General features: G+C 66.9%; 12 protein-coding genes. 8 read left to right on the forward strand and 4 right to left on the reverse strand.

The features are described from left to right. Positions 1–21: 21 nt before the first annotated feature. Positions 22–2094, reverse strand: coding sequence for a carbon starvation CstA family protein (locus LPA45_RS17600; protein ID WP_367394690.1), 2073 nt, complete (start codon positions 2092–2094; stop codon positions 22–24). Positions 2095–2486: 392 nt separating this feature from the next. Between LPA45_RS17600 and LPA45_RS17605 the strand changes: the two genes are divergently transcribed. Beyond that, positions 2487–3905, forward strand: a complete 1419-nt coding sequence (locus LPA45_RS17605; protein WP_116320070.1) for a cache domain-containing protein — start codon at positions 2487–2489, stop codon at positions 3903–3905. After that, positions 3902–4576 carry a response regulator transcription factor gene (locus LPA45_RS17610; RefSeq protein WP_116320071.1) on the forward strand — a complete coding sequence of 225 codons (675 nt, stop codon included), beginning with the start codon at positions 3902–3904 and terminating at the stop codon, positions 4574–4576. The genes LPA45_RS17605 and LPA45_RS17610 overlap by 4 nt, the downstream gene beginning before the upstream one ends. A 124-nt stretch (positions 4577–4700) precedes the next feature. Here the strand turns inward: LPA45_RS17610 and LPA45_RS17615 are convergent, their stop codons facing one another. Then, on the reverse strand, positions 4701–6557 hold the full coding sequence (locus LPA45_RS17615) for a phosphoenolpyruvate carboxykinase (GTP) (protein ID WP_367394691.1): 1857 nt from the start codon (positions 6555–6557) through the stop codon (positions 4701–4703). A 518-nt stretch (positions 6558–7075) separates the two neighbouring features. Between LPA45_RS17615 and LPA45_RS17620 the strand changes: the two genes are divergently transcribed. The 5 genes from LPA45_RS17620 to LPA45_RS17640 all read left to right on the forward strand — a co-directional run bounded on the left by LPA45_RS17620 (position 7076) and on the right by LPA45_RS17640 (position 15065). Then, positions 7076–8101, forward strand: coding sequence for a D-2-hydroxyacid dehydrogenase family protein (locus tag LPA45_RS17620; RefSeq protein WP_116320073.1), 1026 nt, complete (start codon positions 7076–7078; stop codon positions 8099–8101). 241 nt (positions 8102–8342) lie between these two features. Then, the gene (locus LPA45_RS17625; RefSeq protein ID WP_116320074.1) at positions 8343–9527 is read left to right on the forward strand and encodes an MFS transporter; all 1185 of its coding nucleotides are present in this window, start codon (positions 8343–8345) and stop codon (positions 9525–9527) included. Positions 9528–9700: 173 nt separating this feature from the next. Beyond that, entirely contained in the window at positions 9701–10339 is a 639-nt protein-coding gene (locus tag LPA45_RS17630) for an MOSC domain-containing protein (RefSeq protein WP_317922974.1), read from the forward strand. A 265-nt stretch (positions 10340–10604) separates the two neighbouring features. Continuing rightward, positions 10605–11864 carry an efflux RND transporter periplasmic adaptor subunit gene (locus LPA45_RS17635; RefSeq protein WP_116320076.1) on the forward strand — a complete coding sequence of 420 codons (1260 nt, stop codon included), beginning with the start codon at positions 10605–10607 and terminating at the stop codon, positions 11862–11864. A 3-nt stretch (positions 11865–11867) separates the two neighbouring features. Beyond that, on the forward strand, positions 11868–15065 hold the full coding sequence (locus LPA45_RS17640) for an efflux RND transporter permease subunit (RefSeq protein ID WP_367394692.1): 3198 nt from the start codon (positions 11868–11870) through the stop codon (positions 15063–15065). Positions 15066–15087: 22 nt separating this feature from the next. Here LPA45_RS17640 and LPA45_RS17645 read toward each other — a convergent pair whose 3' ends face one another. Both LPA45_RS17645 and LPA45_RS17650 read right to left on the reverse strand, forming a co-directional pair. Further along, complete coding sequence (locus LPA45_RS17645) at positions 15088–15465, reverse strand: helix-turn-helix domain-containing protein (RefSeq protein WP_367394693.1); 378 nt, start codon at positions 15463–15465, stop codon at positions 15088–15090. Continuing rightward, positions 15462–15719, reverse strand: coding sequence for a type II toxin-antitoxin system RelE/ParE family toxin (locus LPA45_RS17650; protein ID WP_367394694.1), 258 nt, complete (start codon positions 15717–15719; stop codon positions 15462–15464). The genes LPA45_RS17645 and LPA45_RS17650 overlap by 4 nt, the downstream gene beginning before the upstream one ends. Positions 15720–15993: 274 nt before the next feature. Between LPA45_RS17650 and LPA45_RS17655 the strand changes: the two genes are divergently transcribed. Then, positions 15994–18273 carry a TonB-dependent hemoglobin/transferrin/lactoferrin family receptor gene (locus LPA45_RS17655; RefSeq protein ID WP_367394695.1) on the forward strand — a complete coding sequence of 760 codons (2280 nt, stop codon included), beginning with the start codon at positions 15994–15996 and terminating at the stop codon, positions 18271–18273. The last annotated feature ends 1 nt before the right edge of the window (position 18274 follow it).

Here is an 18274-nt window from a genome sequence, read left to right on the forward strand (position 1 = left end):
GGCTCCTTGTCGAGGTCAGGGTCAGGACTGGGCCGAAGCAGCGCCCGGCAGCGGCTCGAACGGCGTTTCCTTGTCGGTCGGGCGATTCACGGCGCGGGCCTGCAGTGCGGTTTTGAAGCCGTAGAACACGATCGACAGCACTACCACCATGAACAGCGCGCACAGGCTGGCGTCCAGGTAGTCGTTGAAGACGACGCGGTGCATCTGCTCCATCGACTTGGCGGGGGCCAGTACCTTGCCTTCTGCGATGGCGGCGCTGAACTTGGCGGCGTGGGTCAGGAAGCTGACCTTCGGGTCGGCGTGGAACAGCTTCTGCCAGCCGGCGGTCAGCGTGCAGATCAGCAGCCAGATGGTCGGCAGCAGCGTGACCCAGGCGTACTGGCCGCGCTTCATCTTGACCAGCACGCAGGTGCCCAGCACCAGCGCCACCGCGGCCAGCATCTGGTTGGAAATGCCGAACAGCGGCCACAGCGTGTTGATGCCGCCGAGCGGATCGACCACGCCCTGGTACAGGAAGTAGCCCCAGGCCGCCACGCACAGCGCGGTGGCGGTCAGGTTGGCGACCAGCGAGTCGGTCTTGCGCATCGACGGGATGAAGCTGCCCAGCAGGTCCTGCAGCATGAAGCGGCCGGCGCGGGTACCCGCGTCGACGGCGGTCAGGATGAACAGCGCCTCGAACAGGATGGCAAAGTGGTACCAGAACGCCATCATGGCCTGGCCGCCCACCACCTGGTGCAGGATGTGGGCGATGCCAACGGCCAGCGTCGGCGCGCCACCGGCGCGCGAGATGATGGTGTTCTCGCCGACGTCCTTGGCGGTCTGCACCAGCACGTCAGGCGTGATCACGAAGCCCCAGGTCGAGACCGCCTGCGCCACCGCTTCCGGCGTGGTGCCGATCACGGCGGCCGGGCTGTTCATGGCGAAGTACACGCCCGGCTCGATCACCGAGGCGGCCACCAGCGCCATGATGGCGACGAAGGACTCGGCCAGCATCGCACCGTAGCCGATGAAGCGCGCGTGCGATTCATTCTCCAGCAGCTTGGGCGTGGTGCCCGACGAGATCAGTGCATGGAAGCCCGACACCGCGCCGCAGGCGATGGTGATGAACAGGAACGGGAACAGGTTGCCCGACCACACCGGGCCGCCGCCCTGGGCGAACTGCGTGAACGCCGGCATCTTCAGTTCCGGCGCCACGATCACGATGCCCACTGCCAGCGCGATGATGGTGCCGATCTTCAGGAAGGTCGACAGGTAGTCGCGCGGGGCCAGCAGCAGCCACACCGGCAGCACGGCGGCGATGAAGCCGTAGATGATCAGCATCCAGGTCAGCGCCTTGCCGTCGTAGGTGAACAGCGGCGCCAGCGTCGCGCTTTCATGCACGTACTGGCCGCCGATGATGGCCAGCATCAGCAGCACGAAGCCGATCACCGACACTTCGCCGATGCGGCCCGGACGGATGTAGCGGGTGTAGATGCCCATGAAGATGGCGATGGGGATGGTCACCGCCACGGTGAAGGTGCCCCAGGGCGAGTCGGCCAGGGCCTTCACGACGATCAGCGCCAGCACCGCCAGGATGATGATCATGATCATGAAGCAGCCGAACAGCGCGATCAGGCCCGGCACCGTGCCCATTTCGGACTTGACCAGGTCGCCCAGCGAGCGGCCGTCGCGGCGCGTCGAGATGAACAGCACCATGAAGTCCTGCACCGCCCCGGCGAACACCACGCCGGCCAGCAGCCACAGCATGCCCGGCATATAGCCCATCTGCGCGGCCAGCACCGGGCCGACCAGCGGGCCGGCGCCGGCGATCGCGGCGAAGTGGTGGCCGAACAGCACTGCCTTGTTGGTCGGCACGTAGTCCAGGCCGTCGTTGTGGCGCCATGCGGGCGTCATGCGGCGCGGATCGAGTTGCATCACCTTGTCGGCGATAAAGCGGCTGTAGTAGCGGTAGGCGATCAGGTAGATGCAGAGCGCGGCAACCACGATCCACAGCGCGCTGACGGCCTCGCCGCGCGCCAGCGCGACGGTGCCGAAGGCAAACGCGCCGAGCACGGCGACGGCCAGCCACACCAGGTGTTCTCCGATGCGATTCATAGTGAAGGTCTCCTCAGACCGGGATTTGGAAAGCCTGCGGCGGCGAAGGACTGGTAACTGGCAACGGGGTGGGTCGGCGGCGGGCGCGCCTGGGGCGGGCAGCTGGGGCAATCCGGCGGTGAGGGTATCTCCTGGATCTGGCTGCTGCTCGCCCGGTTCGTGTCGTTTCCGGATCTCGTCTTGCAGGCAGGCGGTGCACCATCCGGGTAGGCCGGTGCACCAGCTGCGTGGACGCGCGCCGCATGTTGGGGCGGCTTGCGTGTCCGGCGTGTAGTATTGACACCCGCCAAACCACGCACAAGCGCGTAACTACGCAGCACTTCTGCGTAGTACTACGCAAATCGACGGTGGCATGCCGCCTGCGCGGCATCGGTGTTTACCCCCGGTCCTGTATGAAACTCCGCCAGAAGATCCTGTTGCTCGCAGTGGCACCCCTTGCGGTGGCCATGCTGGGCATCGCGCTTGCCGTACGCTACCAGGCCACCCAACTCGCGCAGCACGAGCGCGCGCTGGTCGAGGCCGCCTACCTGCAAAGCAAGGAAATGGAGTTGCGCCACTACGTAGAACTGGCGCAGAGCGCGATCGCGCCGATGGTGCGTTCGGGGCGCAACGACACCGCCACGCGACAGGCGGCCATGGAGGCGCTGGCCCGGCTCGACTACGGGCCGGATGGCTATTTCTTCCTGTACGACCTGCAGGGCCGCAACCTGATGCACCCGCGCCAGCCCGAACTGGTCGGGCAGGACTTGTGGACCATGCGCGACCCGCAAGGGTCGCTGACCATCCAGCAACTGATCGCGGCGGCCAGGGACGGCGGCGGTTCGGTGCGCTACCTGTGGAAAAAGCCGTCGTCGCAGCAGCTGGTGCCCAAGCTCGGCTATGTGGTGTCGGTGCCCGAATGGGGCTGGATGCTTGGCACCGGCATCTATCTGGATGACGTGGAAAACACGCTGCGCCAGCTCGACGCCCGCGCCGAGACCGATATCCGCGAGACCATGGCCTGGATCGGTGTGATCGCGGCGATCAGCATCCTGCTGGTAGCGGCCAGCGGCCTGGCGCTCAATGTCAGCGAGCACCGGGAGGCCGATGCCAAGCTGCGCCAGCTGGCGCAGCGCGTGGTGCAGTCGCAGGAAGAGGAACGCGCGCGGCTGTCGCGCGAGCTGCACGACGGCATCAGCCAGTTGCTGGTGTCGGTCAAGCTGGTGCTGGAAACCGCCACCAACCGGCTGAGACTGGCCCCGACCGAAGGCGCCGCGGTGGCGCCGGTGCTGGGCATGGCGTTGAACCGGCTCGACACGGTTTTCAATGAAGTGCGGCGCGTGGCGCGCAACCTGCGCCCGGCGCTGCTGGATGACCTGGGTCTTTTTGCCGCGCTCCAGCACCTCGCGCGCGAGATGCAAGGCGGCAGCCGGCTACAGATCACCGTGGCGCAGTCAGGCACCCCGCGCGAACTGCCCGACGAGCAGGCCACCGCGCTGTTCCGCATCGCCCAGGAGGCGCTGACCAACGTGGAGCGCCATGCGAACGCCCGGCACGTGAGCGTGTCGCTGGCATTCGATGCCGACGCCACGCGGCTGACCGTGCGCGACGATGGCAGTGGTTTCGACGTGGCCCGCATGCAGGTCGATCCGCAGCGCGGCATCGGGCTGCGCAATTTGCGCGAGCGCATTGCCGCGCTGTGTGGAGAGTTCGGCATTGTTTCCGGCATTGGCGGCACGGAGCTGGTGGCAGCCTTGCCGCTGGCGAAGCCGCTGCCCCGGCCAGCCGCCGTTTCAGAACACCCTGTTTCCGCTGGACCTTCGCAGACATGAACCTTTCGTTTGAACCAACCCTCGCCGATGCGCCTGCGCGCGTGCTGCTGATCGACGACCACGCGCTGGTGCGCGACGGCATGCGCATGCACCTGGCGTTGCAGCCGGGTTTGCGGGTCGTTGGGGAAGCCGATGATGGCGAGGCGGCGCTCACCTGGCTGGGGCGTGCCGGTGAGGTGGACATGCCTGATCTGGTGATTACCGATATTGGCATGCGCGGCATGGGAGGGATTGCGCTGGCGGCGGCGCTGCATGACCGCTATCCGGAACTGGCGGTGTTGATCGTGTCGATGCACGACAACCTGGAATATGTGCGACAGGCGGTTCGTGCCGGGGCGCGGGGTTATGTCCTGAAGGATGCGCCGGCGGATGAACTGATGGCGGCGATTCAGGCGGTGCTGGCTGGGCGGGTGTTTTATAGCGCGCGGATTGCCCGGGGCATGGCGGAGCAGAACCCGGGGCCGCTGGATGCGCTGACGCGGCGTGAGCGGGATATTCTCGGGGGTATCGGGCGGGGGATGGCGAACAAGGAAATCGCGGCGCAGCTGGGGGTGTCTGTGCGGACGGTCGAGACGCATCGGCTTAATCTCAAGCGCAAGCTTGGGATTGAGGGGCGGGCTGGGCTGGTGAAGTATGCGGTCGAGGTATTGGGGGAGATTGAAGGCGGGTAAGGGTTTGATTTTGATATTTATCGTTCAATAAAAAAAGCCCGCCTCAATCAAGAGGCGAGCTTTTTAAATTAAAAGCAATAACACCAACTATTATCCAATAGCAGTGCACCGCTAGAAGCCAAAATCACCCCTCAAGCCGCTTACCCAGCGCCGCGCGAGTTTCCGCCAGCGCCTGCGGCAGGTTGTGCTTCAGCTGCGTGAACAGCTCATCATGCAGCGCCAGCTCCTTGATCCAGGCATCACGGTCGATCGAGGTCACCTGCTCGAACTGCGCCGGCGAGAACTCGACGCCGTTCCAGTTGAGGTCCGCGTAGCGCGGCGTGGTGCCGAACACGTGCTCGGCGCCCTGCCCCTTGCCTTCGACACGGTCGATCATCCACGACAGCACGCGCATGTTCTCGCCGAAGCCCGGCCACACGAAGCTGCCGTCGGCGTCCTTGCGGAACCAGTTGACGCAATAGATCTTCGGCAGTTTCGCGCCCGAGGCCTCCAGCTTCTTGCCCAGTTCCAGCCAGTGGCCAAAGTAGTCGCTCATGTTGTAGCCGCAGAACGGCAGCATGGCGAACGGGTCGCGGCGCACCACGCCTTGCTGGCCGGCGGCCGCGGCGGTGGTTTCCGAGCCCATGGTGGCAGCCATGTACACGCCCTCGGTCCAGTTGCGCGCCTCGGTCACCAGCGGCACGGTGGTCGAGCGGCGACCGCCGAAGATGAACGCATCAATGGGTACGCCAGCCGGGTTGTCCCAGTTCTCGTCGATCGACGGGCACTGCGACGCCGGCGCCGTGAAGCGCGCATTCGGGTGCGCCGCCTTGGCACCGGTAGCCCTGGCGATCTCCGGAGTCCAGTCCTTGCCCTGCCAGTCGACCAGGTGCGCCGGCGCTTCCCTGGTCATGCCCTCCCACCACACGTCGCCGTCGTCGGTCAGCGCCACGTTGGTGAAGATGACGTTTTCCTTCAGCGTCGCCATGGCGTTGTAGTTGGTCTTCTCGCTGGTGCCCGGGGCCACGCCGAAGTAGCCGGCTTCCGGGTTGATCGCGTACAGGCGGCCATCCTTGCCCGGCTTGATCCAGGCAATGTCGTCACCGATGGTGGTGACCTGCCAGCCCTCGAAGCCCTTGGGTGGGATCAGCATGGCGAAGTTGGTCTTGCCGCAGGCCGACGGGAACGCGGCGGCAACGTGGTACTTCTTGCCGGCCGGCGAGGTCACGCCCAGGATCAGCATGTGCTCGGCCAGCCAGCCTTCGTCGCGGCCCATGGTCGATGCGATACGCAGTGCGAAGCACTTCTTGCCGAGCAGCGCATTGCCGCCGTAGCCCGAGCCAAACGACCAGATCTCACGCGTTTCCGGGAAATGGACGATGTACTTGGTCGGATTGCACGGCCACGGCACGTCCTTCTCGCCGGCGTCGAGCGGCTTGCCGACGGTGTGCACGCACGGCACGAACTCGCCGTTGGTGCCCAGCACGTCATACACAGCCTTGCCCATGCGCGTCATGATGCGCATGTTGACCGCAACGTATGGCGAATCGGACAGTTCCACGCCGATATGCGCGATCGGCGAGCCCAGCGGGCCCATCGAGAACGGCACCACGTACAGCGTGCGGCCGCGCATGCAGCCGTCGAACAGGCCGTTCAGCGTCTGGCGCATCTCGGCCGGGGCGGTCCAGTTGTTGGTGGGGCCGGCGTCTTCCTGCTTGTCGGAGCAGATAAAGGTGCGGTCTTCAACACGGGCCACGTCCGACGGATCGGACAGCGCCAGGAAGGAGTTCTTGCGCTTGGCCGGGTTCAGCCGCTTCATTGTGCCGGCGGCGACCATCTGCTCGCACAGGCGGTCGTATTCTTCCTGCGAACCGTCGCACCAGTAGATATTGTCGGGCTTGGTCAGCGCGGCGATTCCGGCGACCCAGGCCACCAGCTTGGGGTGCTTGACCCAGGCCGGGGCATTCACTGGCGCCGTGCCTTGCATTGTGGGGTGGTTCATGCTGCAACTCCAGGTTTATAAGGGAAGAAGGGAAGGGAAACCTTGCAAAGCCTGGCCGGCGGGCGGTTTTTCCGCAGCTCGCGCGGTGGACGGAATCGCGGCATCGCGCCATGGGGTCGTCATGTCCCGATCGTCACATCCCGTTACAACTCCGCGGCGGCCCGTGTTGTGCAAAAGGTCGCGGCGGTCCCTGCGGCTGCGCTAAAGTTGCGCTTCGCCCGCGCAGGGGTAGCTGCGCGCGCCGGGCGGGCTTTGTCCGGCGGCGTCCGCTTGCCGGGAGCATGGCTCGACCGACAATCCACGGCGGCACCGGAGCGGGCAAGGATACCACTGGCGCACCCCCCTGTTTTTTGCTGCGCAACAATTGACACCATTGTTTCGCAAGAGTTATTCCACCTCGCGGCGGTCGGACATGCTGGCCCGACGCTGGGTTATCCACAATACTGTTGGCCGGCGCGCGGCTCGGTTGCCGCGCGCACCAACCGGCACAAGCGCCGGAAGACAAACCAGAGTTGCCGATGAAGATTGCCGTACTCGACGATTACCAGGACGCCGTGCGCAAGCTGCCGTGCTTCAGCCTGCTGGAGGGACACGACGTCAAGGTGTTCAACAACACCGTCAAGGGCGTGGGCCAGCTGGCCGCGCGCCTGTCGGACGTGGAAGCCGTGGTGCTCATCCGCGAACGCACCCGCATCACCCGGCAACTGCTGGAAAAACTGCCCAAACTGAAGCTGATCAGCCAGACGGGCAAGGTCGGCGCCGGCCCCGGCAGCCATATCGACCTGGATGGCGCCACTGACCGCGGCGTGGCCGTGCTGGAAGGCGTCGGTTCGCCGGTGGCTCCGGCCGAGCTGACCTGGGCGCTGATCATGGCGGCGCAGCGACGCATTCCGCAGTACGTGGCCAGCCTCAAGCACGGCGCGTGGCAGCAATCGGGGCTGAAATCGACCACCATGCCGCCCAACTTCGGTCTGGGCCAGGTGCTGCGCGGCCAGACGCTCGGCATCTGGGGCTACGGCAAGATCGGCCGTCTGCTGGCCGGTTATGGCAAGGCCTTCGGCATGCGGGTGATGGTGTGGGGCCGCGAGGCGTCACTGGACGCGGCGCGTGCCGACGGGCTGGACGTCGCGACCTCGAAGGACCAGTTTTTTGCCGACAGCGACGTTTTGTCGCTGCACCTGCGCCTGAACGACGACACCCGCGGCATCGTCAAGCTGACCGACCTGACGCGCATGAAGCCCACCGCCCTGTTCGTCAACACCAGCCGCGCCGAGCTGCTGGAAGAGAACGCGCTGGTCACCGCGCTCAACCGCGGCCGGCCCGGCATGGCGGCGGTCGACGTGTTCGAATCCGAGCCGATCCTGCAGGGGCACGCGCTGCTGCGCATGGAAAACTGCATCTGCACGCCGCACCTGGGCTATGTCGAGCGCGACAGCTATGAGCTGTACTTCCGCACGGCGTTCCAGAACATCCTGGATGTGCTGGGCGGCAATCACGACTGCATCGTCAATCCCAAGGCGTTGACGCCGGCGCTGTCGCGCTGAGGCGTTTCAGTTCCTGCCGGTTTGCACCCTTCTCCCGCGTTTTCCCGCGTTTTCCCGCGCTCTCCCGCGCGCGGGAGAAGAGGTGTCCAGTTCGCAAGGTGTTGACTGGCGCGATTGCGTCGTCAACGCGAATCCCCCAATCCCGCTACACTCGGGACTTCCCTAACCGCCGGCCGCAACGGCCCTGGCGGCAGCCCGAGAACAACAAGCGCCCGCGCGCACCCCTCTTCCCAAGGCCGGCATGGATCCCAGGCTTGTGACGCTCTGCGTCGGCAACTTCGTCATCGGCACCGGCGCGATGATCGTGACCGGCATGTTGAACGACATTGCCGGCGATTTCGGGCTGGGCGCCGCCAGTGCCGGGCAGCTGATTTCGGTATTTGCCCTGGCCACCTGCGTGGGCGCGCCGCTGTTCGCCACGCTGGGTTCGCGCATCGACCGCCGCCTGCTGCTGGCGGGATCGCTGCTGGTCTATGCCGTGATGCACCTGGCGGCCGCCTTTGCGCCCAGCTTCGCGGCGCTGATGGCCATCCGCTTCCTGACCGCGATCGGCGCCGCCATCTACACGCCGCAGACTGCGGCGACGCTGCCGCTGCTGGTCAACGCGCAGACGCGCGGCCGTGCCATCAGCTTCGTCTTCCTGGGCTGGAGCGTCGCCAGCGTGGTGGGCGTGCCGCTGGGCACGTGGATCTCGACCACGCTGGGCTGGCGCGTCAGCATGGGGCTGGTGGGAGGGCTGGCGCTGCTGGTGTCGGCCGCGGTATGGCGGGCGCTGCCGCGCGGGCTGTACGTGGAGCCGGTCGGGCGCGAGGCCTGGGCCGCGGTGCTGCGCCACAAGCCGATCATGCTGGTGGTGCTGACCACCATGGTGTCGTCGGCCGGCATGTTCACCATGTTTACCTATGTCGCGCCGCTGATGCGCGATGTCTATGGCATCAGCGGCGGCGCGCTCAGCCTGATGTTCCTGGCCTACGGCGCCTGCGGCGTGTTCGGCAATGCGCTGGCCGCGTCGCGCATGGACCGCGTCACGCCCAGCCGGATCGTGCAGGTCGCCCTGCTGAGCTCGGTGACCGCCATGGTGCTGTGGCCGCTGGCGGGGCTGGGCGGCGTGGCGCTGGTGCTGCTGTTCATGCTGTGGGGGCTCGGCGGGTTTGCCACCAACAGCGCGCAGCAGGCGCGGCTGGTGCTGCTGGCGCCGGAGCGTGCCTCGGCCTCGATCTCGCTGAACTCTTCGTCGATCTACCTGGGGCAGGCCGCGGGCGCGATGGCCGGCGCCGGCATCTATACCCTGGCCGGGGTCGATTCGCTGCACTGGGGTGCCGCGGCGCTGATGCTGGCGGCGCTGGTGGTGTCTCAGCGCGCCCGCTCGCTGGGCTGCCAGTGGCAGCGCCCGCAAGCCCCGCAGCAGGCGCCCAACGCCGGCTGAAGCCCCGCCCCGGGGCATCATGTCCCCGGGCGCGCGCCCCGCCTTGCGCCGCCAACGGCGTCTTGTGAGGCACCGCACCAAGCACTTGTCCACAGCGTTATCCGCCCCTTTATCCTCAGGGATATCCGCAGCTTATCCACATCTCTTTCCACAACCACCGAGCGGGGGCGCATGTGAGCGATTCCAGACGCTGGCAAGGCAATGCACGCGTGCTGGCCGTGAGCCTTGGCAAGGCGATCCCGCTGGTCGTGGCCGGCGCCGGCACCGAGGCGGTGGTCCTGTCCGGCATCCGCAAGCATCCCGTCAGCACCCTGCTGCACCCGCTCTCCGTGCAGGTCCGCGCGCTGGGCCTAACCGGCGACGAGCAGGCCGACCTGACCGTCCATGGCGGCCGTGACAAGGCGGTCTATGCCTACCCGTCCGAGCACTACCCCTGGTGGAATGCGCGGCGGCGTGCCTGCGGGCAGCCCGAGTCGGGGCAGCCGCTGCCGTTCGGCGCGCTGGGCGAGAACCTGAGCCTGGAAGGCCTGCTGGAGTCCGACCTGTGGATCGGCGACCTGGTGCGCGTCGGGACGGCGCTGCTGCGGGTGGAGGCGCCGCGCCGGCCCTGCTACAAGTTCAATGCCGCGCTCGGCTACCGCCATGCGGTGCGGGACATGGTGCAGAGCGGGTATTCGGGCGTCTACCTGAGCGTGCTGGTGACCGGCCAGGTCCGCGCCGGCGACGCCGTCATTGTGCAGCCAGGGCCACGCGAACTGTCGATCGACAGCGTCAATCAGTGGCGTCGCGACAGCCGGCGGCAGCTTTTCTGATAATGTTTGTCTAACGATACAAGCGCCCCGCCAATCTCATATCCGGTTTTCTCCGTGGTCCGGAGGGCGCTTGCCGGCGCCCGCCCGTCCCCACACCGCATTGCACCCCTGTAACGGACTGTAATACGCGACGCTGGCTCCGGCGGGCGAAGCGCGGTACTAGTAGAGTCTTTGCGCGACACGCGCCGGCGACATTCGATCACAACAAGCCGGCGCGGATCACGGGGAGTGGCGCAAAAGACGCGGTGCAGAGGGTCCACAGAACATGAAAACTGACAGGATCGACCAGCCCAAGGGCTTCGTCGACAGCAACTGGAGTGCGGCGGCCGGAACCGGGCGCGGCCGGGTATCGCCGTGGGTATTGGTCACGGCCGTGCTGGTGCTGGCCGGGCTGGGCTGGTTTGCCTGGCGCACGTGGCTGGCGCCCAAGCCGGCGCCCAAGCCGCCCGCCGCGGTGGTGGTGACCACCGCGCTGGTGCAGCAGGGCGACGTGCCGCTGCAGGTCACGGCCAACGGCAACGTCACCGCGTTATCCACGGTCGAGGTGCGGCCGCAGGTGTCGAGCACGGTGCGCACGGTCCATATCAAGGAAGGCCAGACGGTCAAGCCGGGCGAGCTGCTGTTCTCGCTCGACACGCGCATGGACGAAGCCAACCTGGCCAAGGCCCAGGCGCAACTGCTGAAGGACCAGGCCGATCTTGCCGACGCCCGCCGCACGCTGGCGCGCAGCAAGGAACTGCTCGAGCGCAACTTCATTTCCAAGAGCGCGGTCGATACCGCCCAGGCCAAGGCCGATGGCTTCGAGGCCACCGTGCGCGCCGACCAGGCCACTATCGAGGCCAGCCGTGTCGCGATCAGCTATGGCTCGATCCGCGCCACCATCAGCGGCCGCACCGGCGTGATCAACGCCTTCCCCGGCTCGCTGGTGCTGCCCACCGGCGCCGTGCCGATGGTCACCATCGCGCAGGTGCAGCCGATCGCCGTGACCTTCAGCCTGCCCGAGCGCCAGCTGGCGGCGCTGCGCGAGGCGCTGCAGGCCGGCCCGGTGCAGGTCACCGCCCAGCCCAACGATGGCAGCAAGACCCCGGTGACCGGCAAGATCACCTTTGTGGACAACACGGTCGACCCGCAGTACGGCACCATCCGCGTCAAGGCCCAGTTCGACAACGACGAGCAGCGGCTGTGGCCGGGCACCTACGCCAACGTCAACGCCGTGGTGCAGACGCTCAAGGGGGCGCTGTCGGTGCCGCCGCAGGCGGTGGTGACCGGCCCCGAAGGCCGCTTCGTCTATGTGGTGCAGCCCGACAGCAAGGTCGCGCGCGTGCCGGTGCAGGTGATCACCACCACTGCCGCCGCGGCCGTGGTGGAAGGCGTGCAGCCCGGCGCCCGGGTGGTGGTGGAAGGCACGCAGAACCTGCGCCCGGGCGCGCTGGTGCGCGAGGCGCCGGCGGGCGCCGCCTCCGGTGCGGCCGCCGCACGGCCCGCCGGTTCCGCCACCGCCGCCAACGCCGCCGCGGGGCACTGAGCCATGACGCTGTCCGAACTCTGCATCCGCCGTCCGGTGATGACGGTGCTGCTGTGCCTGGCCGTGATCGTGACGGGCATCGTGCTGTATCCGACCATCCCGATCGCCGCGCTGCCCAGCTTCAACTCGCCGGTGATCCAGGTCACCGCGACGCTGCCGGGCGCGAGCCCGGAAACCATGGCGGCGTCGGTGGCGACGCAGCTGGAAAAGCAGTTCGCCACCATCCCCGGCGTGTCGGTGATCAGTTCGTCGAATACGCTCGGCAACTCCAGCATCACCATCGAATTCAACAGCGACCGCGATATCGACGACGCGGCCGTGGACGTGCAGGCGGCGCTGTTCCGCGCCCAGCGTTCGCTGCCGATCGAGATGACGACGCCGCCGTCGTACCGCAAGGTCAACCCGGCCGACGCGCCGGTGCTGCTGCTGGCGATCAACTCGCCGGCGATGAGCCTGGCGGACCTGAATGCCTTCGGTGACAACCTGATTTCGCCCACGCTGGCGACGCTGCCGGGCGTGGCGCAGGTGCAGATCTTCGGGCAGAAGCGCTTTGCGGTGCGCGTGCGCGCGCACCCGGATGCGCTGGCCGCGCGCGGCCTGACGCTGGACGAGCTGGCCACCGCGCTGAACCGCGCCAACGCCAACACCCCGGTGGGTACGCTGGACAGCGCACGCCAGACGCTGACGATCCAGGCCAACCGGCAGATGACCAACGCCGACGCCTTCCGCAACATCATCGTCGCCAGCCAGCCCAACGGCGCGCTGGTGCGGCTGTCCGACGTGGCCGAGGTCGAGGACAGCGTCGAGACCATCAAGACCGGCAGCTGGCTCAACAATGAACGCTCGATCGTGCTGGCCGTGCTGCGCCAGCCCGATGCCAATACCGTGGCAGTGGTCGATGCGATCAAGGCCGCCCTGCCCCGCCTGATCGCGCAGATGCCGGGCTCGGTCAATGTGGCGGTGGTCAACGACCGCTCCAATTCGATCCGCGAGTCGATCCACGACGTGCAGTTCACGCTGGCGCTGACGGTGGCGCTGGTGGTGATGGTGATCTTCCTGTTCCTGCGCCGCGCCGCCGCCACGCTGATCCCCACCGTGTCGCTGCCGATCTCGCTGATCGGCACGGTGGCGCTGATGAAGGCGTTCGGCTACAGCCTGGATAACGTCTCGCTGCTGGCCATCACGCTGGCGGTGGGGCTGGTGGTGGACGATGCCATCGTGATGCTCGAGAACATCGTGCGCCATATCGAGGAAGGCGTGCCGCCGCTGAAGGCAGCGCTGGTGGGATCGCGCGAGATGGGCTTCACCATCCTGTCGATCTCGATCTCGCTGGTGGCGGTGTTCATCCCGATCTTCTTCATGCCGGGCGTGATCGGCCTGCTCTTCCATGAGTTCGCCGCGGTGGTGTCGCTGTCGATCCTGGTGTCGGCGGTGGTGTCGCTGACGCTGATCCCGATGCTGTGCGCGCGCTTCCTGTCGGCCGAGAACGTGCCGGTGGATGAGTCGCACCATGCCTATGGCGACCATGCGGTGGCGCAGCCTGCCGCGCCGCAGAAGCAGACCCTGGGCATGCGCTCCACGCAGTGGTTCGAGAACCTGTTCGAGTTCACGCTGCACCGCTATGCGCGCGGGCTGGACTGGTGCCTGGCGCACCGGCGCACCGTGCTGGCGATTGCCGGCCTGACCTTCGTGCTGACCGCCGTGCTGTTCGTCACGATCCCCAAGGGCTTCTTCCCCGAGGAAGACATCGGCCAGATCCGCGTCAACGCCGAAGGCCCGCAGGATATTTCCTTCGACGCCATGGCCGAGCGCCTGCGCGACGCGGCCGAGCGCATGCGCGCCAACCCCGCGGTCAAGAGCATCGTGGTGGCCATCGGCGGCGGCCCGTCGCCGGCGATCAACACCGGCCGCATGTTCGTCGAGCTCAAGCCGCGCGGCGAGCGTAATGCCATGCCCAAGGTGATCGAGTCCCTGCGCCGCGATGTGGCCGGCGTGCCCGGCCTGGCGGTGTATTTCGCGCCGGTGCAGAACCTGCAGCTCGGCGGGCGCCAGAGCAAGAGCCGCTACCAGTACACGCTGCAGAGCGTGAAGGCCGGCCAGCTGCAGGATTACTCCGACAAGCTGATGGCCAGGATGCGCGCCGACAGCCTGTTCCGCGACGTCACCAGCGACTCGCAGCAGTCGGGCCTGGAGGCGCACCTGTCGATCGACCGCGACAAGGCCAATGCGCTCGGCGTGCAGATGCAGGACGTGCGCACCGCGCTGTATTCGGCGTTCGGCGAACGGCAGGTGTCGACCATCTACACCCCGATCGACAACTACTACGTGATCCTGCAGGCGGCCGACCTCGACCGCGTCGACGAGACCGCGTTCGCCAAGCTCTACGTGCGCAGCAAGACCGGCCAGATGGTGCCGCTGTCGGCGTTCGCCACCACCGAGCGCCGCGTCGGCCCGATCGCGGTCAACCACCAGGGGCAGCTGCCGTCGGTGACGGTGTCGTTCAACCTGGCACCGGGCGCGGCGCTGGGCGACGCGTCGGCGCGCATCGACCGCTACAAGCAGGAGATCGCGATGCCGACGTCGATCTTCACCAGCTGGGGCGGCGACGCGGCGGTGTTCCAGTCATCGCAGGCCACGCAGATCGTGCTGCTGGTGGCCGCCATCGCGGTGATCTACACGCTGCTGGGCGTGCTGTACGAAAGCTATATCCACCCGCTGACCATCCTGGCGGGCCTGCCCTCGGCGGCGGTCGGGGCCTTGCTGACGCTGTTTATCTTCAATGTCGAGCTGTCGCTGATCGCGGTGATCGGCGTGCTGATGCTGATCGGCATCGTCAAGAAGAACGCGATCATGATGATCGACTTCGCGCTGGCGGCGCAGCGCGAGCAAGGCATGCTTCCTGCCAAGGCAATCCGGCAGGCATGCCTGCTGCGCTTCCGTCCGATCATGATGACCACCTTCGCCGCGGTGATGGGGGCGCTGCCGCTGGCGCTGGGCCTCGGCGCCGGCGCCGAGCTGCGCCAGCCGCTGGGCCTGGCGGTGGTCGGTGGCCTGCTGTTCTCGCAGGTGATCACGCTGTTCATCACGCCGGTGATCTACCTGGCGCTGGACAAGTTCTCGGGCACGGGGCCGCTGCAGATCGACTCGGAAGGCAACAAGCTGCCGGAGAAGGTGCCTGGGGAGACGGTGCGGCAGCACTGAGGGCGATGGCTGGCCAGACCAGCTATTCGCTCGCTTCGCCCAGCATGTCGCAGGGCACGCCCAGTGCTTGCGCCAGCCTGCGCAGCGCATCGGGGCTGCCGGCGCGCGAACGGTTTTCGATCTGGCTGAGATATGGCTTGCTCAGGCCCGCGGCCCGGGCAAGCGCGTCCTGCGTCAGCCGGCGATAGTTGCGCCATGCCTTGACCGGATGGTCGCCGGCCAGTTCGGCATCGAGCACGGCGGCCGGCACGCGGAAGCCGTCGTCCTTGGCCCTGGCGGCGTCGAACAGGGCGACGTCGCCCGCGTCTTCAATCAGGTATTTGACGCGCTCCCACACCTCGATGGGGATCACCGCATATTCGCGGCGGCCGTCTCGTTCAATAAACTGGATTCCAGTCATTTGTAAGCGCCTCCACGTGGGATGACGGCCAGTACGAGAATCACCAGCCGTCCGTCCTCGATTTCGTACAACACTCGCCAATCCCCTACCCGGAGCCGATAGCCGTTTCGTCCCGCAAGCTTTCTTGCGTTCGGGTTCGGTGCGTAAGGATCCACGGCAAGGCCATTGACCTTCGCGACGATCGTTGCGGCAAAGTTTCTGGGCATGGCCTTCAGGGTCTGTGCAGCTTGCCGGGTGAACTCAATGGCGTACATGCAGCATGTCAGTGCTGCGCTAACATGCTAGCAAACAAAGTTAGCACGACACGGTAGAGTTGTTCAAGCAGTCGAACATTGCATACATGTGGCATACACGCCACGCCCTTTGATGTAAGTCATTTACCTATCTGCTGTAAATGATAATAATTCTCGTTAACTAAAAACGGCGTCACCCGCGGCAATGCGCCGGACGGGCAGCGCCTCTACGCGAGCCAGCCACCCTGTCACGGTTTTCCGCCAGCCAGCGTTCGATTTCTTCTGGGGAGAATCCATGAAACGTCGCTGCCTGGCGCGCCTGCGCGCCTCCGTCCGGGTCACGCCTGTTGCCGCCGTCTGCGCGGCGCTGGGCTCGCCAGCCTTCGCCGCCGAGGGCGATAGCCAGACCACCGCGCTTGCCTCGCTCAATGAAGTGGTGGTCACCGCCACGCGCACCGAGGAGCGTGCCGATGCGGTCGCCTCCACCATCACCACGCGCGAGGCGCGCCAGATCGAGCGCGCGCAGCCGGTCGACGAGACTGGCCTGTTCGCCGACGAGCCCGATATCGACGTGCCGCGCGACCGCCGCCGCTTTGGCGCGGGCAGCATCAATATCCGCGGCATCGAAGACAACCGCGTGCTGCAGATGGTCGACGGCGTGCGCCTGCCAGACTTCTTCAATGGCGGCGGCCCGTCGAACATCTCCAGCTCGACGCGCGATGCGCCGGAGTTTTCGTTCCTGAAGCGCGTGGAAGTGCTGCGCGGGCCGGCGTCGAGCCTGTATGGCTCGGATGCGATCGGCGGCGTGGTGGCCTATGCGACCAAGGACCCGGTCGACCTGACGCAGGGCCGCAAGGTCGGCGGCGAGGTCGGGCTGAACTGGAACGGCATCGACAATGGCTTCGGGCAGACCGCGGGCGTGGCCGGCGGCAGCGACACCATCCAGGGCCTCTTCATGGTCGCGAACCGCAACGCGCACGAAATGAAGAACATGGGCACCGACGACTCCAACTCGGTCAACCGCACCAGGCCCAATCCGCAGGACGTGCGCACGCAGGCATGGCTGGGCAAGATCCTGCTCAGCGCCACGCCCGAGCACAAGTTCAAGTTCACCTACGAGCATCGCGACGGCAATACCGACACCGACCTGCTGCGGTTATCCACAGCCCTGCCGCGTGTGACCGCCGCCAGCGGCAATGAAGACCTGAGCCGCGACCGCGTCAGCCTGGACTACGAGTGGAAGCCTGCCAGCGGCCTGCTGGATCGCCTGGCCGCGCAGGTCTACTACCAGGAATCGGAGACCTCCACGCTGACCAACCAGGTGCGCAGTAACACCAGCACCGGCTGCTCCGCCACCACGCGCGGCACCAGCCTGTGCAACGTCGCGCTGGGCTTTGCCTTCAGGCAGGAGCAGACCGGCTTCAACGTGCAGGGCGACAAGTCCTTCGTCACCGGCAGCGTCGGGCACCGGCTGATCGGCGGCGTCGATTTCATGCGCACGCGCACGTCCGAGTCGCGCGATGCCACGGTGGTCAACCTGACCACTGGCACCACCACCAAGTCCCTCGCCGGCGAGAACTTCCCGGTGCACGACTTCCCCACCGGCGAGACGCGCCAGACCGGCGTGTTCGCGCAGGACGAGATGCGCTTCTTCGATGGCCGCTTCACGCTGACGCCGGGGCTGCGCTTCGACCACTACTCGCTGTCGCCGGATGGCGACGACCTGGTCTACACCAGTGCGGGCGGCCGCCCGGCGGTCAGCAAGAGCGATTCGCACGTGTCGCCCAAGCTGTCGGCACTGTGGCAGGCGACCGACCACGTCAACCTGTGGGCGCAATATGTGTTTGGCTACCGCGCGCCCAACTACCAGGAGGTCAACGGCAGCTTCCGCAATCCGGTGCAGGGCTACGGCGCCGCGCCTAACGCGGACCTGAACCCGGAGAAGAGCCGCTCGTTCGAGGTCGGCGCGCGCTATACCAGCGACAACGTGCAGACCAGCGTGGCGCTGTTCGATAACCGCTATCGCGACTTTATCGAACAGGTGCAGCTGACCTGCCCGTCCGACCCCGCCTGCCTGCCCGGCCTGCGCGCGACCTACCAGTACCGCAACCAGACCAGCGTGCGCATCTACGGCGCCGAGTGGCGCGGCGTGTGGCGCTTCCTGCCGCAATGGCGCATCGACGGCGCGGTCGCGTATGCGCACGGCACCAATGAGCAGACCGACCAGCCGCTTAACAGCGTGTCGCCGCTGCGCGCGAGCGCGGGGCTGACCTGGGAGCGCGTGCAGGGCCAGGGTGCCGCAATCCGCTGGCGCGGCGCGCGTCCGGTCACGCGTACCGATGACACGTCGTTCACCTACTTCAAGCCCGCCGGCTACGGCGTGGTCGACCTGCAGGCGTGGTGGCGCTTCAACCGCTTCGTCAGCCTGGCGCTGTCGGTGAACAACCTGTTCGACAAGAAGTACTGGCTGTGGGGCGACGTGCGCCAGACCGGCGTATCGGCCACCGAGCCCGGCGTGGACTTCTACACGCAGCCGGGCCGTACCTTCGCCGCCAGCCTGAAGCTGTCGTTCTGAG

It is taken from the genome of Cupriavidus sp. Agwp_2 (assembly GCF_040784895.1).
GTDB lineage: Bacteria > Pseudomonadota > Gammaproteobacteria > Burkholderiales > Burkholderiaceae > Cupriavidus.

Bases quoted from the DNA above. Each gene is read 5' to 3' on its own strand.
- LPA45_RS17620 (WP_116320073.1), top strand. From the start codon at position 7,076: ATGAAGATTGCCGTACTCGACGATTACCAGGACGCCGTGCGCAAGCTG.
- LPA45_RS17625 (WP_116320074.1), top strand. From the start codon at position 8,343: ATGGATCCCAGGCTTGTGACGCTCTGCGTCGGCAACTTCGTCATCGGC.
- LPA45_RS17610 (WP_116320071.1), top strand. From the start codon at position 3,902: ATGAACCTTTCGTTTGAACCAACCCTCGCCGATGCGCCTGCGCGCGTG.
- LPA45_RS17640 (WP_367394692.1), top strand. From the start codon at position 11,868: ATGACGCTGTCCGAACTCTGCATCCGCCGTCCGGTGATGACGGTGCTG.
- LPA45_RS17600 (WP_367394690.1), bottom strand. From the start codon at position 2,094: ATGAATCGCATCGGAGAACACCTGGTGTGGCTGGCCGTCGCCGTGCTC.
- LPA45_RS17615 (WP_367394691.1), bottom strand. From the start codon at position 6,557: ATGAACCACCCCACAATGCAAGGCACGGCGCCAGTGAATGCCCCGGCC.
- LPA45_RS17650 (WP_367394694.1), bottom strand. From the start codon at position 15,719: ATGTACGCCATTGAGTTCACCCGGCAAGCTGCACAGACCCTGAAGGCC.
- LPA45_RS17605 (WP_116320070.1), top strand. From the start codon at position 2,487: ATGAAACTCCGCCAGAAGATCCTGTTGCTCGCAGTGGCACCCCTTGCG.
- LPA45_RS17635 (WP_116320076.1), top strand. From the start codon at position 10,605: ATGAAAACTGACAGGATCGACCAGCCCAAGGGCTTCGTCGACAGCAAC.
- LPA45_RS17655 (WP_367394695.1), top strand. From the start codon at position 15,994: ATGAAACGTCGCTGCCTGGCGCGCCTGCGCGCCTCCGTCCGGGTCACG.
- LPA45_RS17645 (WP_367394693.1), bottom strand. From the start codon at position 15,465: ATGACTGGAATCCAGTTTATTGAACGAGACGGCCGCCGCGAATATGCG.